14 protein-coding genes are annotated in these 16,244 nt (G+C 71.1%); 5 read left to right on the forward strand and 9 right to left on the reverse strand.

Annotated features, from left to right (window positions below; translation table 11 throughout):
• The 4 genes from ACFPZ3_RS67945 to ACFPZ3_RS67960 all read right to left on the reverse strand — a co-directional run.
• A partial coding sequence (locus ACFPZ3_RS67945) for a LysR family transcriptional regulator (protein ID WP_379524950.1) occupies nucleotides 1–667 on the reverse strand: 667 nt, incomplete at its 3' end.
• A gap of 259 nt (nucleotides 668–926) precedes the next feature.
• Nucleotides 927–1,142: a hypothetical protein gene (locus tag ACFPZ3_RS67950; RefSeq protein WP_379524951.1), complete on the reverse strand. Its 216-nt coding sequence runs from the start codon at nucleotides 1,140–1,142 to the stop codon at nucleotides 927–929.
• A gap of 73 nt (nucleotides 1,143–1,215) precedes the next feature.
• A complete protein-coding gene (locus ACFPZ3_RS67955; RefSeq protein ID WP_379524952.1) occupies nucleotides 1,216–1,404 on the reverse strand; it encodes a hypothetical protein in 189 nt (62 codons plus the stop codon).
• 11 nt (nucleotides 1,405–1,415) lie between these two features.
• Entirely contained in the window at nucleotides 1,416–1,907 is a 492-nt protein-coding gene (locus tag ACFPZ3_RS67960; RefSeq protein WP_379524953.1) for a zinc-binding dehydrogenase, read from the reverse strand.
• A gap of 580 nt (nucleotides 1,908–2,487) precedes the next feature.
• On the opposite strand from ACFPZ3_RS67960, the gene ACFPZ3_RS67965 reads away from it, so the two are divergent.
• The 5 genes from ACFPZ3_RS67965 (at nucleotide 2,488) to ACFPZ3_RS67985 (ending at nucleotide 8,387) form a co-directional block, all read left to right on the forward strand.
• Nucleotides 2,488–3,330 carry an alpha/beta hydrolase gene (locus tag ACFPZ3_RS67965; protein ID WP_379524954.1) on the forward strand — a complete coding sequence of 281 codons (843 nt, stop codon included), beginning with the start codon at nucleotides 2,488–2,490 and terminating at the stop codon, nucleotides 3,328–3,330.
• 243 nt (nucleotides 3,331–3,573) lie between these two features.
• Nucleotides 3,574–4,581: a glycosyltransferase family 4 protein gene (locus tag ACFPZ3_RS67970; protein ID WP_379524955.1), complete on the forward strand. Its 1,008-nt coding sequence runs from the start codon at nucleotides 3,574–3,576 to the stop codon at nucleotides 4,579–4,581.
• Between the two features lie 193 nt (nucleotides 4,582–4,774).
• Complete coding sequence (locus tag ACFPZ3_RS67975) at nucleotides 4,775–5,914, forward strand: glycosyltransferase (protein ID WP_379524956.1); 1,140 nt, start codon at nucleotides 4,775–4,777, stop codon at nucleotides 5,912–5,914.
• Nucleotides 5,911–6,915 carry a glycosyltransferase gene (locus tag ACFPZ3_RS67980; protein WP_379524957.1) on the forward strand — a complete coding sequence of 335 codons (1,005 nt, stop codon included), beginning with the start codon at nucleotides 5,911–5,913 and terminating at the stop codon, nucleotides 6,913–6,915. The genes ACFPZ3_RS67975 and ACFPZ3_RS67980 overlap by 4 nt, the downstream gene beginning before the upstream one ends.
• On the forward strand, nucleotides 6,912–8,387 hold the full coding sequence (locus ACFPZ3_RS67985) for a glycoside hydrolase family 130 protein (protein WP_379524958.1): 1,476 nt from the start codon (nucleotides 6,912–6,914) through the stop codon (nucleotides 8,385–8,387). Before ACFPZ3_RS67980 ends, ACFPZ3_RS67985 begins: the two co-directional genes overlap by 4 nt.
• 53 nt (nucleotides 8,388–8,440) lie before the next feature.
• Here the strand turns inward: ACFPZ3_RS67985 and ACFPZ3_RS67990 are convergent, their stop codons facing one another.
• The 5 genes from ACFPZ3_RS67990 to ACFPZ3_RS68010 all read right to left on the reverse strand — a co-directional run.
• The gene (locus ACFPZ3_RS67990) at nucleotides 8,441–10,357 is read right to left on the reverse strand and encodes a hypothetical protein (RefSeq protein ID WP_379524959.1); all 1,917 of its coding nucleotides are present in this window, start codon (nucleotides 10,355–10,357) and stop codon (nucleotides 8,441–8,443) included.
• Nucleotides 10,354–11,472 (reverse strand): VWA domain-containing protein, encoded by a 1,119-nt coding sequence (locus ACFPZ3_RS67995; protein ID WP_379524960.1) that lies wholly within the window; start codon nucleotides 11,470–11,472, stop codon nucleotides 10,354–10,356. Before ACFPZ3_RS67995 ends, ACFPZ3_RS67990 begins: the two co-directional genes overlap by 4 nt.
• On the reverse strand, nucleotides 11,469–13,709 hold the full coding sequence (locus ACFPZ3_RS68000) for a DUF5682 family protein (protein WP_379524961.1): 2,241 nt from the start codon (nucleotides 13,707–13,709) through the stop codon (nucleotides 11,469–11,471). Before ACFPZ3_RS68000 ends, ACFPZ3_RS67995 begins: the two co-directional genes overlap by 4 nt.
• A 2-nt stretch (nucleotides 13,710–13,711) precedes the next feature.
• The gene (locus ACFPZ3_RS68005) at nucleotides 13,712–14,791 is read right to left on the reverse strand and encodes an ATP-binding protein (protein WP_379524962.1); all 1,080 of its coding nucleotides are present in this window, start codon (nucleotides 14,789–14,791) and stop codon (nucleotides 13,712–13,714) included.
• Nucleotides 14,788–16,244, reverse strand: a 1,457-nt coding sequence (locus tag ACFPZ3_RS68010) for a DUF4132 domain-containing protein (RefSeq protein WP_379524963.1), incomplete at its 5' end; no start/stop codon positions are given. The genes ACFPZ3_RS68010 and ACFPZ3_RS68005, both read right to left, overlap by 4 nt.

Below are 16,244 nucleotides of genomic sequence, written 5' to 3' on the forward strand. Positions count from 1 at the left end.
CGACGGTGCCCCCGTAGAGGGTGGGGGTGAATCCGGCCGAGCGGCACAGCTCGACGACGAACCGGTTGAGCTCGGGCGTCTGGGACTCCTCGCCGAACAGCAGGAGCTCCTCGGCGAGGGCGGCGACGGGGACGCCGTCCATGGCGGTGAAGCGGTGGTCGTCGGGTGCCAGGACACCGAGGGGGTCGAGCCTGATCAGCTGGGATGCCACCTGTGGGCGGCTGGGGGAGGTGGGTCCGATGGCGATGTCGAGGCGGCCGTCGGCCAGTTGCCGGTACTGCTCGGGGGTGCCGGCTTCGACCTGGTGGATGGTGAAGTCGGGGTGGCTGTGCTGGAATGCGCGCAGGATCTGCGGCATGGTGTCGTAGCCGGCGTCGATGATGCCGGCACGCAGGGTGGGTGATGAGGTGACGGCGTTGCGCGCGGCCTGCCCGGCCCGGCCCACGTGATCGAGGATCTGGCGCGCCTCGGCGAGGAAGGCGACCCCGGCCGGGGTCAGATCGACGTGGTGGGTGCTGCGATCCAGCAGTCGCACGCCCAGCTCGCGTTCCAGCCGCTGGATCTGCTGGCTCAGCGCCGACTGCACGATGTGCTCGCGAGCGGCGGCCCGGCCGAAATGCAACTCTTCTGCCAGCGTCACGAAATAACGCAGCTGACGTAACTCCATGCCCGCCACCCCTCCCCAACCGAGCGGCGCCGATCCATATGCCCTCTCCCCCACTCTAGGTGCCAGGTGGAGTACGAACCACGGAGGAGGGGCCGCTGGACAGGTCGAGGCCGTGGCAGGCGCAGCTGGGCTCGCTGTGGTGACCGTTGTGCCGGCTCTCGCCGAAGGACACCAGGGACCTCAGGTTCGTCGCCCGGACAGAGCCGACAGCCCGCCCGCGACGGCTGCCCGTCCTGATCGTGACTTTGGGGACAGGTCGCTATCGTTCCCTCCTGGCGAGCGCCTGGCCGGCCTCGGAGCTGAGCAACCGGGCGGCGGCGGCCAGCTCGGCGAGCTCACCAGGCGTCATCGCGTCCAGACAGACGACGAGCCGCTGCCGGTCACCGCGGCAGGCCATGCTCGCCGCGTTCTGAAGAGTGAACGTGCGGGAGGCGGCGCCGATCACCGCCAAGACACCGGCCAGGGCCTGATCCACGCCAGAGTCCGCGTCCGACTGCCGCGGTGGACGAACCTTCAACGTCATTCACCTTTTTCGTAGTTCCCCGCGTTCAGTCAGTGTGCAGTTCGAGCATGAACGCGGCGGCCAGCGCCGGATCGCACGGCCAGGTCGCGGCGCAGGAGATGCAGGCGTGCCCGGGTCCTGCGCGGTGTGCGTCGAGCACACTGGCGGCTCTCACGAAGTACGCCTCGCTCAGCGGATTGGCCTGGGCGCGCGCAGCGCCGATGAGAAAGGCCACGTTGATCACCTTTACTGGCGGACGAACGGTGACAGCATGATCGCGCGGGGGCCGCGGTCCGTACCGCCGAGCCACCGTCCGCCCCCTTCACCACCACACAGGACGAGGGTTCCGCGAGGGGTGAGGGCACGTCGCAGATGCGGCAGCGAGCGGTTCCCCGCGAGGTCGACGATGAGGTCGTAGTGGTGTTCGCCATCCGCGAAGTCCGCGCTCGTGTAGTCGACGACGGCGTCCGCACCGATGGATCGGACCGGGTCGGTCTTCGCGGTGTCGCGCACCCCGGTGACGTCGGCTCCGAAGACCTTGGCCGATTGCACCGCGAACGTCCCGACGCCTCCTCCCGCGCCGATGATGAGCACCTTCTGCCCGGCTCGGACCTTGCCCGCATCACACAGGGCCTGGAGGGCGGAGACGGCGACGGCCGCCGTCTGCTCGAAGGTGAGGTGAAGGGTGCTCTGGTCCAGGCCAGCCGCGCGAACCCGTACGTCGTCATCCCCGATCACCGGACGGTCGATGTCAGTGAATTTCAGGACGGCGGTGGAACCGTATCTGTCTAGGGTAATCGCCTTCATGGCATGTCTCCGGAGCTGGAGTGTGGTCGTCCTGTTCGGTGGCGATGATGGCCTGGTGGAGCATGCCGTCACGGTCCGTCAGATCGGCTCTCCCACGAGTCAACGCGATCGTCCGGCCAGCGGAAACATCCAATACCAGCAAGCCCCATCACCAGCGGTGATAGCGGGCCGGACGGCGCGTCGCAGTCCCTCACCGGCGCTGTGAGGCCGAGCCGGACTTCGCACTGAAGGCTCCGGTTATCAGCCAGGGAGATGAGCTGCGCGCAAACTGCCCGTTTCCTCCGGCTGCGTATTCCTGTGCGCTGAAGGGCGACAACACTGACCTCGCCAAGCCCTCGTGGCGACCGACTGCGCACCGTGATCCGAGTTCGACGGGCACCTGCCGCGTGACGCCGAGGCGATCCCCGGCCGTCATGGCCGCGCGGGCGGGTGAGGTGCGCTGGTCCCGGGGTGGAGACGTACTACGGCTTCCGCACACCCGACCGACCGATGATCTCGCAGGAGAGACCCCATGACCGAGAGCACAGAGACCAAGTCTCCCATCGTCCTCATCCACGGGCTGTGGCTGACCCCGCGCGCCTGGGAGCACTGGATCGAGCGCTACACCCGGCTCGGCCACCAGGTGGTCGCCCCGGCCTGGCCGGGCATGGAGATCGAGGTCGAAGCCCTGCGCAAGAACCCGGAGGTCATGAACGGCCTGGGCGTCACCGAAGTCGCCGACTTCTACGAGACGATCATCCGCGAGCTGGCTCGGCCCCCCATCATCGTCGGCCACTCCTTCGGTGGCCTGATCACCCAACTCCTGCTGGACCGCGGCCTCGGTGTCGCCGGCATCGCGATCCATCCCGCCCCGATCAAGGGCGTGCTGCGGCTACCGCTCAGCAGCCTGCGCTCGGCCCTCCCAGCCCTGGCCAACCCCGCCAACCGCAAGAGGACCGTGGCGCTGAGCGCCAAGCAGTTCCACTACGCGTTCACCAACACCCTGACCGCGCAGGAGTCGGAGGTGATCTACCAGCGCTACGCCGTACCCGCTCCCGGCCGGCCGGTGTTCCAGGCCGCCACCGCCAACCTGCTGCGGCACGCCGCCACCAGGATCGACGTGCGCAACGACACCCGCGCCCCGCTGCTGTTGATCGCCGGTGGCGCCGACCACACCGTCCCCACCTCGCTGGTCCGCGAGACCTACGGGCGCTACCGCAAGTCCCGTGCGGTCACCGACTACCAGGAGTTCCCCCGCATGCCGCACTTCGCCCTCGGCGCCCCCCAATGGGAGCGAGTCGCCGACCACATCCTCCACTGGGCTGAGCGGCACACCGCGCGACATATCAGAAAGAACAGCGGAGACCAGCGATAGGCCCTCCGCCGAGCTGACGGTCACGCTCCTGGTGATCAGTTGTGGTGATGGCTCCTTGAGAAATCGGCTGTTTCCGTCCGGCCCGCCGTGGCGTTGGCTCGGGATGAACGAGCGTGCGGAGGCGGGCTGTTGTCCGGCTGCCATCCTCGCGGAGCCTTGCGAAGGAACGTGACCCGAAGGAGTGATGGCGCCCATGTCAGACGACGGTCCTGTTCCTGTGCGGCGGACCCCGACCTTCCTCTCGTGAGGGTGGCGCTGCTGGGACCGGTCGCCTGGCGTACGCCGCCGCGCCATTACGGCCCGTGGGAGCAGGTCACGAGCCTGCTCGCCGAGGGACTCACCGCCGCCGGCGTCGATGTGACGCTGTTCGCCACCCTGGACTCCGTCACTTCCGGATCGCTGGACGGAGTGTGCCCGCGCGGATACGCCGACGATCCATCCCTCGACGGGCGGGTGTGGGAGGCGATGCATGTCGCGCACGCGTTGAGCCGCTCGGGTGAGTTCGATCTCGTCCACAACCACCTCGACTGGCTGCCACTGGCCTTCGCCGATCACTGCCGGGCCCCGTTGCTCACCACCATTCACGGATTCTCCGGAACGAACATCCTGCCCGCCTACACCCATGCCCGATCCGCCTACGTGTCCATCTCGGACGCCGACCGTGCCCCGGAGCTGGACTACGTCGCCACCGTGCACCACGGCATAGATCCCGACGCGTTCCCCTTCGACCCGGTGGGTGGCCGGCGGCTGATCGCCTTCGGCCGCATTCATCCCGACAAGGGGACGCACACGGCCATCGAGATCGCGCGGCGGGCCGGGATGCCGCTGACCATCTGCGGGATCGTCCAGGACGAGCGGTACTTCGAGAAGGAGGTCGCTCCGAAGGTCGACGGGAAGCAGGTCAGCTTCCTCGGGTCGGTGGGACCCGAACGACGCGGCGAGATCCTCGGCAGCGGCGCCGCCCTGCTGCATCCCATCGCGTTCGACGAGCCCTTCGGCCTGTCGGTGGTCGAGTCGATGGCCTGCGGCACACCCGTCGTCGCCTACCGGCGCGGATCCATGGCCGAAGTCGTGGACCAGGGAGTGACGGGTTTCCTGGTGGACTCCCTCGACGAGGCGGTCACCGCGCTGACGCGCATCACGACGGTCGATCGCGCGGGCTGCCGCAAGCAGGCCGAACGCAGGTTCGGCGCAGATCGGATGGTGGCGAGTTACCTACGCATCTACCGCGACATATTAGGACGAAATTAGCGACTGATAGGGTCCGGTGGACGTAGACCACGCCATCGGCTGAAGGTCGCGACAGCCGGGCCCCCGTATGAGGGCGGGCCCCCGGGTGAAGGCTCCGGGTTCCACCGCACAGGCAGACGGGGTAGCCGTCTTCACCGAACGAGCCACATCGGCATCCATTCTGGTGCGGCCGAATGATGGAAAGGCATGGCACTTGGCTCTCGCATACGGCTTTCTCAGCACCCACCCGCCCACCCAGTGCGGGCTCGCGACCTTCAACTCCGCCCTGGCCGCCCATCTCACCAGGGGCGGCGTGTTCGGCGGCATCGTCCGGGTCACCGCGGAAGGCGACGACGAACGGCCGCAGCCCGGGGTCGTGCACACCTGGACTCCCAGCGAGCCGAGCGGCTGGAAGGCCGCGGCCACCGCTCTGGAGGACTTCGACGTGGCCATCGTGCAGCACGAGTACGGCATCTACCCCGGTTCGGACGGCGAGGACGTCTTACCGCTGCTGCGTTGCCTCACCGTGCCGAGCATCGTGGTCCTGCACACCGTCCTGGCCAGGCCCACTCCCCAGCAGAAGGCCCTGCTGGAGAAGATCGGGGCCGCCGCCGACGCGATCGTGACCATGACCGGCACCGCTCATGACCGGTTGATGGCCGGCTACCGGGTGGATGCCGGCAAGGTGTCCGTCATTCCGCATGGGGCCGCCGACCACATGCGGGTCCCGGCTCAGCACCGCTCCCGTCCGCACCTGCTCACCTGGGGACTGCTCGGACCCGGCAAAGGCATCGAGTGGGCGTTGCGCGCACTCGCGCTCCTGAGAGGCATCGACCCGCCGCCGACCTACACGATCGCGGGAAAGACCCATCCCAAAGTCCTGGAGCAGCAGGGCGAGGCTTATCGTGACGGACTGTACAAGCTCGCCGCCCGACTCGGGGTGTCCTCGGCCGTCCGGCACGACCCTGTCTACCGGGATCAGGACTCGCTGAGCCGGCTGGTCCGCTCGGCAGACGTCGTCGTCCTGCCCTATGACTCTGCTGAGCAGGTCACCTCCGGTGTCCTCATCGAGGCCGTGGCCGCGGGCGTGCCGGTCGTCGCCACCTCCTTCCCGCACGCGGTGGAACTGCTCACCAGCGGTCCAGGACTCCTCGTTCCACAAGGTGACCCCGCCGCGCTCGCCTCCGCCATACGCCGGGTCCTCACGCAACCCGGGCTGGCCGACAATCTCACCAGGCGTACCCGCTCCCTGATTCCGACCCTGCTGTGGCCCGCGGTCGCGGCCCGATACGACGACCTCGTCCGCTCGCTCGTCGCCGAGCGGCCGGCCGCAGCGGTCTCCGTGCTGCCATGAGCGCCGCCACTCCCGGCTTCAGGCACCTGCTCCGGCTGAGCGACGACACCGGCCTGTTCGAGCATGCCCGGCACGCCCTCGTCCGCCGCCGGCACGGTTACTGCACCGACGACGTCGGCCGCGGGCTCGTCGTCGCCACCCGCGAACCGCGCCCCGCTCACCGGCTGACCCGGCTGGCGGAGTGTTACCTGGCCTTCCTCACGCACGCTCAGGACCGTTCCGGTGCGTTCCACAACCGGCTCTCCTTCGACCGGCGCTGGAGCGACCAGCCAGGCGTCGGCGACTGGTGGGGACGGGCGATGTGGGGTCTGGGCACCGCGGCGGCCCGCGCCACCGCTCCGTGGATCCGGGACGAAGCGCTGCTCGCCTTCACTCTCGGCGCCGAACAGCGCTCCCCGCATCTGCGCGCCATGGTCTTCGCCGGGCTCGGCGCGGCCGAAGTCCTGCGCGCCAGCCCGGACAGCACCGTGGCCGCCAGTCTGCTGATGGACGCGGCGGAGGCGGTCGGAGCTCCCTCGGAGAACCCCGCCTGGCCGTGGCCGCAACCGCGGCTGACCTACGCCAACGCCGCTCTCGCCGAGGTGGTCATCGCCGCCGGGGAGCTGAGCGATGACCGGCAACTGCTCGCCACCGGCCTGAGCATGCTCGGCTGGCTGTCCGACATCCAGACGCGGGACGGCCGGCTCTCTGTCGTGCCCGTCACCGGCTGGCGTCCGGACGCGCCGCGATCCCGCTACGACCAGCAGCCCATCGAGGTGGCCGCACTCGCCGACGCCTGCGCCACCGCCGCCCGCGTGACCGGCGACCAAGCGTGGCAGGAGAAGGTACGGCAGTCGGTGGCGTGGTTCCAGGGCGTCAACGACGCTGATGCCCTGATGTGGGATCCGGCGACCGGCGGCGGCTACGACGGCCTGACCGGGCACGGTCCGAACCTCAACCAGGGCGCGGAGTCGACCATCGCGCTGATCTCCACCATGCAGCACGCCACGCGGCTGCCATGACCGGCGGAGATCTGGCCACCCGGCTCAGCCCGACGCTCGCCCCCGACCCGCGAAGAGTGATCATCAAGCTTTTCGTGCCCGGCGAGGACGCCGCGCTCACCCGTACCAGGGCCGCCGCGCTGATCGATCGCATCATGCTCCTTGACGACGGCGAGATGACCGGAATGCTCCAGGAGACGCTGCGGCGATTCGGCGGCCGGCACCACGACCTCGAAGCGACCTTCGCCCATCACCACGACCTGGTCCGCCATCGCATCCCGCGCGACGTCGACCTCTCCCTGCCGGCCCGCCTTCTCGTGGGCGCCTACTTCAGCCACGAGTACGCCGTGGAAGCCGCGGCGGTGTGCAACCCTTCGATGGTCCCCCATCCCGACCAGTCCGGTCTGAGCCCTGGACAGTTCCGCGTGGCGATCAGCCTGCGGCAGATCGGCGAGGGGCACCTCTCCTCCATCGGCTTCACCACGGCGCTCCTCGGCCCCGGCTCCGACCTGGTCATCCCCGAGCGCTCCGGGCCCCTGTCCGTCGGACGCCGGCACCGGACCCACCATCGGCGCGACCTGCTCGCCGCGGGGCTCTCCGACGACGCCTGGGACAACGAGGTGACGGCCACCGTGCTGGAGTCCCTGCCGGAACGCTTCGACGACGACGACTTCGAGCAGGCGATCGGCCAGTTGCCCGCCGACCTGCTCACCCGCACCACCACGCAGCGAACCGTGGAAGAGATGCGCCGGACGACGCGCTCCGACTACGCCGTGGCCTTCCCCGCCGATCTCCCCCTTGACCGGCGGGTGCTCTGGCCGGGGACCGCGGACGAGAGCAACGGCATGGAGGACGCGCGATTCGTACAGGTCGTCGACGAGGACGGCCGGCCGTCGTATCGCGCGACCTACACCGCTTACGACGGGCGGCACATCCGTTCCCACCTGATCGAAAGCGGTGATCTGCGGCATTTCGAGATCACCCCCATGCGCGGCCCCGCCGCCGTCAACAAGGGCATGGCGCTGTTCCCGCGATCGGTCGGGGGACGCAGCCTGGCGCTGTGCCGTTCCGACGGGGAGACCATCGGTCTCACGACCCTCGACGGGCACAACAGATGGCAACGGCCGGTGCCGCTGCACTCCCCCCGCCGCGGCTGGGAGCTGATCCAGGTGGGCAACTGCGGATCCCCTATCGAGACCAGGTTCGGCTGGCTCGTCCTGATCCACGGCGTCGGCCCCATGCGGGAATACGCCATGAGCGCCCTGCTGCTCGACTCCCGCGAGCCGCAGCGCGTCATCGCCGAACTCCCGGGCGCGCTTCTCACCGCCGGTGAGACCGAGCGCGAAGGCTACGTGCCCAACGTCGTCTACTCCTGCGGCGGCCTGCTGCATGACGACGCCGTGTGGCTGCCCTACGGGGCGAGCGACACTCGCATCGGATTCGCTCGTGTGCCGGTCACCACGCTCATGGGGGCGATGCGATCACCGCACTGAGCGATGTGGGGCAGGCCGCCGGCGACCCCGCAGGTCGGACGCGGTGACCGGAGTCAGTTCAGGTCCAGTGCCACCTCCAGGCGCAGGTACGCGTCGACCCAGGCCCGCTCGGCCGCCTCGTCGGAGTCCTGGGTACGCGTCGCCGCGAAGGCCGTGACGGCCTGCGCGACGCGGTGCAGGCCGAGCACGGTCAACCGCCGCGCCGCGGCGGAGAGCCGGGCGTCGTAGGTCGGCGGCAGGTGGGCGGAGCCGTGGTGGGCCACCTCGGCGAGCAAACCCCGGGCGCCGATCAGAGCCGCGGTCAGTGGTTCGTGCCGGTCGTTCCCGGCGGCCATGAGCCTGCCGCCGCCACCCGCCGGCTGCAGGTCGGGGACGATCACCCGGCCGCCGGCCGACAGGCCGACCGGTTCGATGACGACACCGCCCGCGCTCCGCCCGACCACGCCGCTGACGAAACGCAGTTCGCCCTCCTCCCCGGCGAGCGCGGCGGCCAGCGAGTCGAGGCGTCCGGGGGCGGCACCGGTGTGGGTGGCCCTGACGGTGGCGGTGTCACCCGCCCGGTCGACGATGACGGCGTCGAGACGCTGGTCTCCGGGAGCGTAGGTGACGGCCGCCACCCGGGCCACGGCGACGACCCGCACCAGTTCCGCCTCGACCCGCGGGCGGACGGGCCGGAGCGTGAGGGCGTCGAGTTCGCGGCTGAGCGCGGCGAAGCCGGTCACGACCAGGGACGGCGGCAGTTCACCCCAGTCGCCCCGTGACGGGCTGAGCGTCGTCTTGGAGATCCTCCCGGTGGCCAGCCGCACCGTACGGCTGGCGCTGCGCACGGCGGACTCCGTGACCAGGTTGCCGGCGGCCAGAGCGGCCAGCGTGGACGTGGCGATCCGCCGCCGCGCCGGCGCCGCCCCGTCGTCGTCCCACTGGCGGCGCAGGACCAGCACCATGGCGCTGTCGCTGTGCGCCAGGTAGACCTCGGCGATCCGCTGGTCGCCGAGACTGCGGATCCGGCAGCCGAGGCTCTCCAGCCGGGCCCTGCGCAACGGGGTCTCGGCGGCCTCGGCGGTGCCGAGCACGCTGCTGCGCAGGGTGGCCTGCGGCCGCCTCACCGCCCGGTGCCGGGCGTGCAGCTCGGCGATGTGGCTCGCGAGCAGCTCGGGACGGTAGTGCGCGCTGCGGTCCCGGTATGAGGCCAGTTGCTCGGCGAGGTCGCCGACCGCCAGCAGCGGCCAGCGCAACCCCGCGGCGTCCAGGTGACGCTGTACGTCGGCGACGGCCGCCTCAAGGCCCTGGCCGAGATGCGCCGCACCCTCGCGCAGGACCGTGCCGGCCAGCCCCAGCGCCCGCTCCAGCCCGGACCCGGTACCTGCTTCCGCCTCTCCCCCGACGTCGACCCGCACCTCGGGGACGCCGGGGTGCAGCTCGTCGGCGGCGCGAAACGCCCACACCGCCAGGGCGATGACGTCATCGCGGCTACCGGCGACGGTGTCGGTGTGGACGAACCCGAGGTCACCGGGGACCAGGAAACGCACGGTCGTGGTGGCCAGCTCGACCTGCGGCACCGGATCGGCGGAGGTCGCGCGGCGGACCCGCGCGGTGAATCCGGTCCTTTCCGTACGGCGAGCGGCGGCCATCATGCGGGCGCCGATCCTGGCGGCGAGTTCGTCGTCGGTCACCTGCCCGGGCGACCAGGGCACGGGCTCCAGTTCGGCCTCAGCGGGCAGGCGCTGGTAGGCGAGGATCACCCCGATGACGTGCCGGCAGACGCCGGTGGCACCGCAGGTGCAGCGGGCCGCGTCGAGACCGCCGGGAGGCAGGCTCGCGGTCAGGCCGTCGGGGAAGCCGCCGTGCACGGTGCCGTCGGCGTCGATGAGCAGCTCCGGCGCGGCTTCCTTGCCGGCCCGTTTCACCAGACCGCGGTTGGTGAGCGCGGCGAGGGAGTCCGCCGTGAGGGCGAGGAGATCCGTCCTCATCGGCCCACGTGCTCCGCCACGAAGGAGGCCAGTTCGCCGGGTGTCATCGCGCCCACGTAGGCTCCGGCATCGGCCAGGCGCTGCGCCAGCCCCCGGTCGTAGGCGGGATTGGCCTGCTCGTCGAGGGCGGCCAGGCCCAGCACCTTGCTGCCCTGCGCCACCAGGTCGCGCACGATGCGTACCAGCCTGTCCGGATCACAGCCCTCGTAGAAGTCGGAGATCAGCACCACGATCGCGCGGCGCGGCCGATCCACCAGGCCCGCGCCGTAGGCCGCCGCGCGGGCGATGTCGGTGCCGCCGCCGAGCTGGACCTTCATCAGCAACTCCACTGGATCGTCGACGTCGGCGGTCAGGTCCACCACGTCGGTGTCGAAGGCGACCAGATGGGTGCGCACTCCGGGCAGCCCCCACAGGCAGGCCGCGGTGACCGCCGAGTGGATCACTGACTCGACCATCGACCCTGACTGGTCGACGAGCAGGATCACCTGCCACTGCTCAAGGTGACGGCGGGTGCGGGAGAAGAAGAACGGAGTCTCGATCACCACCTTGCCGGTCTCGGGCTGGTAGCGGCCGAGGTTGGCGCGCAGGGTCCTGGCCATGTCGAAGTTGCGGGCCAGCCGCATCCCGCCGGGCCGTCGCACCTTGGTGCCGGAGAACGCGCTGCGGACCTCGGTGGCGAGTCTGTCCATCAGCTCCCGCACGACCTGCTCCACGATGCGCCTGGCCAGCCGCAGCACCTGCGGGTTCATCAGGTGCTTGGTCCGCAGCACCGCCTTGAGCAGCGCGGGATTGGGTTCGATGCGCGCCAGCACGGCCGGGTCGGTCACCACGTCATGGATCTCGTAACGTTCGACCGCGTCGCGTTGCAGCCGTTCGACGGTCTCCTTGGGGAACAGCCGGGTGATGTCGTCGAGCCAGTCAAAGGTGGTCAGGGTTGATGCGCCCGTCCCGCCTCGCCGGACACCACGCCGGACCAGGTCCTCGTCGCGGCCGTAGAGCCAGTCCATGGCCGCGTCACGGGCGGCGGCCTCCGCGCCGAGCTGCCGCCCGCCGAGGCATGCGCCGCCCGGCTCGCCGAGCAGCAGGCGCCACCGTTCCAGGGTGGGGTCGGTCATGTGATCAGTCCTTCCCTGCGCAGTGCCGCCTCGACCCGCTCGTCCAGTGCCCTGCCCGCGGCCACCAGCTCCGGCGCCGCGTCCAGCCGCGTCAGGTCCCATCCGGATGCGCCGCCGGCGCGCCGCTCGACCAGGCGGGTGGCGATGTGGTGCCGTTCGCGGGGCGGGAAGTAGCCGAACGCCTGGCGCAGCGCGGGCAAGGCCACCAGGAAGTCGTCATCGGTCATCCCTCCGACCAGCTCGTCGAGCAGCTCCAGCATGCCGGCGGTGTGCAGCACCTCCTCGCGGGCGAGGGCGAACAACCCGGCCAGCCAGTCTCCTGCCGAGGCCGGGACGAATGCGCCGCGTACTGCCCGGGCGGGGTCCGCGGCGGCCGTACCGCGTAGTGACCATCCCAGCCCCAGTGACGCTCCGCGCAGGTCGGGCGGCGCCTCCTGACAGGCGGCGAGCCGGTCCGCGACGCCCAGTGCCGCGGGCGTGTCCAGTCCGAGCGCCGGGCCGGCGTGCCGGAGGGCGTCGCGGACGGCGGTCATGGCGTTGATGCGCTGGAGGTCGGCGGGTGCTGGGCCGCCGCGCACGCCTTCGGCCAGCCACAACACCCGGCGGGTGACGGCCTGGATGACCGTGCCCAAGGTGGTGCTGCCGCTGGTGAGGAACAGGTCGTCGTGGCGCCACATCGCCAGGGCGATGGTGAGGGTGCGGCCCAGCGATCCCAGGTCGGCCGCCGCGCCGACGGCCCGCGCCAGGTCGTCCAGCACCTTTCCTGTCAGTTCGCCGATGCCGCACAGCGCCGCGTCGAACAGCACCTCGGCCAGCTGGTCCAGGTCCGCGCCCCTGATCCGTTCGGCGAGGGCGGCGGCCGCCGCCTCCTGCGGGTCCACGCCGTAGCCACCGGCCTCGATCAGCGCGGGCAGCCGGTCGTCGGAGTCGGTCAGCACCCATTGTTCGACCAGTTCCTTACCGCCTGCCCCGCGCGGGCCCGAGGTGCGTGCCACGCCGGGGATCCGCAGCACCCGCAGCCGGTGCAGCAGCCGGCTGCGTTCGCGGCCGGCTTCCTCGCCGAGGTCGAGCCGTTCCTCACCCGGGCCGCCCAGTACCGCGAGAACCGCGTGGACCAGGGGCGGGAACGGAGTCGAGTGATGCAGGCGGCCCGCCCGGTCGCCGCTGAGGGCCGCGATCATCTCCACGACCACCGGATGGTGGCCGGCCTGCAGCGGGCCGCGGGCCGACCAGGGCAGCGGGACCTCGATCGCCTCGCTGACCAGCGCGGAGGCCAGGCCGTCCAGCACATCGACCCGGGCCGGATGCGGATGGCCGCGCATCAGCGCGATCCCGTCCGCGGTGGCCCGAGCGGCGATCAGGTCGGCGGTGGACACCGGCTGACGCCGCGCGCGCAGCCGGACCGTCACCGCCTCGGTGAGCCGGCGGGCGGCGTCGGCGGGCCCGGATTCCCACAGGTGCTGGTAGTAGCCCGGCGACGGCATACCCGACTGGTAGCCGTCGAAGGCGTCCAGCCGCCGGAACGAGTACGGGACCAGGTAACTGCCGACGGCCGCGCCCGCGGGCGGCTGCGGCACCTCCGGCCAGCTCCGGTCGCCCTGTCCGGCCAGCCGGATCAACGCGGGGCGGTGGAAGCCGCCCGTCACCACGACCACCGGCCTGTCGCCCGCGTCGGCGACGGCGGCCCGGATCCACTGCGCCATGTACGCCTCGCGCGCCATGTCGTCCGCCCCGGTCCGCGTGTCGCCGCGCACCAGGTCGAAGTAGGCGGCCAGCCGTTCAGCCAGTCCGTCGGCCGGCTCGATCTCGAACAGGTGGTCCCACAACGCGTCCACGTTGTCCACGGCGAAGGTACGGCACAGCCGCCCGGTCACCTCCTTGTAGCGGGCCTCGGCGTCGGCGTAACGGTTGCGGACCTCGGCCAGCGCGGGATGCCAGCCGGGCAGGTCGATGAAGCGCAGCTCGGAGCCGACGGCACGGCCCGCGGTCAGCGCCGTCCACTCCGGGGAGTAGTCGCACAGCGGCGTCCATGAACCGTGCCGGCGTTCCGGATCCCGGTAGCTGGTGTAGACCGCGATCGGCAGCTCATGGCCCAGCAGGAGCTCATCCATCCTGTGGTTCATCTCCGCCGGGCCCTCGACCAGTACGTACGCGGGCCGTACGGAAGCGATGGTGTCGGCGACCAGCCGGGCGCAGGCGGGGCTGTGGTGCCGCACGCCGAGGAACGTGAGTGTCATCGTCAGCCCGGCAGCAGGTGACGGGCCTCGTACAGGGCCTTCCACTGGTCGCCGTGCCGCCGCCGCTGCTCCAGATATCGGCGCAGTTTCGCCAGGTCCTCCGGGTTGTCCTTGGCCGCCGTGCCGGCCAGGCACGTGACCAGGTCGGCGGCGCTGCCGGGCTCGCGGCGCAGGAACCAGCCGCGCAGCCCGACGGCGTGCGCGACCGAGACGGCCTCGGCGGTGCTCATCACCCCTGACAGCCGGTCGGTGGCGTCACCGCGCGCGGTATGCCCCTCGCGCAGCTCCCTGAACGCGGTGACCAGGACCTCCAGCACGTCGCGCCGCGGCGGCGCGCCGACGCCTGAGCGTTTCAGCAGCGCGGCGGCCTCCGCCTCCACCAGCAGCAGTTCGGTGTCGAAGTCGGCGATCGGGAAGACGGTCTCGAAGTTGAACCGGCGCTTGAGCGCGGCGCTCATCTCGTTGACGCCGCGGTCGCGGGTGTTGGCGGTGGCGATGACGGTGAACCCCTCCTGGGCGTACACCATCTCCTCAGGACCGCTCAGCTCCGGTACGGCGAGCACCCGGTCCGACAGCGGAGACAGCAGGCAGTCCTGCACCTCCAGCGGGCACCGGGTGATCTCCTCGAAGCGCACCACCTTGCCCTCGGCCATGCCGCGCAGCAGCGGAGCGGCCACCAGCGACCGGGTGGACGGGCCCTCGGCGACCAGCAGCGCGTAGTTCCACGAGTATTTGATCTGGTCTTCCGTGGTGGCCGCTCCGCCCTGGACGGTGAGCGTCGAGGTTCCGCTCACCGCCGCGGCGAGCAGCTCGGACAGCAGCGACTTCGCCGTGCCGGGCTCACCCACCAGCATCAGCCCGCGGTCGGTCGCGAGCGCCACCAGGGATCGGTCGATCAGGGAAGGATCGCCGACGAACTTGCGGGTGATGCCCAGCTTCTCGTCCCCGAGGACGAAGCGGCGGGCGGCCAGCAGGCTCAGCGCCCAGCCGGGCGGCCGGTCGTCGGTGTCGTACTCCCGCAGCCGGGCGAGCTCGCCGGCGTAGCGGATCTCGGCCGGGGGCCGCTGGATGCGCTCGTTCATCGGGTGATCTCCCGCAGGTCCCGCAGGATCTCGGAGACGGTGATGGGATCGAGGCCGACGAGGTCGACCCCCGCCAGGGTCTGCTCGTCGGCGAAGTCGTGGTAGCCGATCGCGATGCCCGGAATGAGACCGATCGTGATGGTCCCGCCTGCGGGCACGTCCCGCTCGATCCAGAACTGGATACCGGCGTCCTGCGGCGCGCCTCGCCGCCAGCCACGCCGTTCCAGGCCGATCACCGCGCCGGTGGGGACTCTGGCGGCGCTGATCTCGGCCAGCAGCGTCTCGTCCAGGTCATACGTGTCCCTGCCCAGTTGCGGGAACGGCTGCAGGATCTCGTAGTCGGCGAACACCTCAGCCCACGCGGCCTGCCGCTCCCCCAGCTCCAGCGGGTGCGCCACCCCTATGACGGCCTCGTCGGGCAACGTCAGCGTGTCGTCCTCGACATCGGCGAAACTGCGGTCCTCGGCCACCCGCAGGGTGCCCGTGAGCCGGCCCGAGGGGTCGTAGAGCCCCCACACCAGCCGCCGCACGATGTGCCAGAGCAGCGGGTGGCCGGCGAACAGCCGCTTGAAGTCCGCACCGCTCCAGCGGCGCCGGTTCACCATGGCCTGCTCCAGCCGGCGGATGTTGTCCGCGGCCACGGCGCGCACGTCCTTCTTCAGCCCGGCGAACCGCCGGTAGGCGGAGGGCGCGAGCTCCGGATCGTCGTTCGCCCCCGGTTTGGGAAGGTTCTTCAGCCGCTTGCCCGCGGCGTCGGCCACGTACGGCTTGAGCTGCTCGTCGAAGCCGACGACGAACTGCCTGCGGCCGTAGTCGAGGGTCAGGCTGCCGTCGGCGGACAGTCCGAAGTCCGGCACCAGCCGGTCGGCCAGCTCCTGCGGCCTGAGGCCGAGCTGCGCGGCGACCTCGTCCATCTTCTGCCTGGCCCGGTTCTTCAGCCCGCTGAACTTGACCTTCTCCGCGATGCCGTGCAGGTGCATCAACGCGACCTCGGAGCCGATGGCGGCCAGCAGGTCCAGACCCGCGACCGCGCGCGAGTGCCCGCCCTCTCCGGGCCAGGTCCTGATCAGCGGCGTCAGCCGCCGGACGGTCTCGTCGTCGCCGAGCAGTCCCAGCGCGTCCATCACCCAGCTCTCCGTGGACGGGTAGCCGGCCGCCTGCCAGCGCTGGAACAGCGCCCAGCCGAAGTCCGCGAGGCTGCGGCCGTCGCAGGCCTCCTTGACCAGGGCGAGACCGGCGTACGGATCACCCGGCCTGGAGATCGCCAGCATCGTCATCACATGGCGGACCGCTCCGGCCGGCAGCGCGCCCGCGTCGCCGCGCAGGTGGATCGGTGTCAGGATCGCGATCTCCGTCCACTCGGGCAGCGCGGGCATCTTGCCGGGCAGCGCGTCGAGCGGGTCGGCCGAGAGCATGGCCGCGACCGCGGCCTCGGCGGCGGGGCCGTAACCGG

The organism is Nonomuraea insulae (assembly GCF_042656245.1).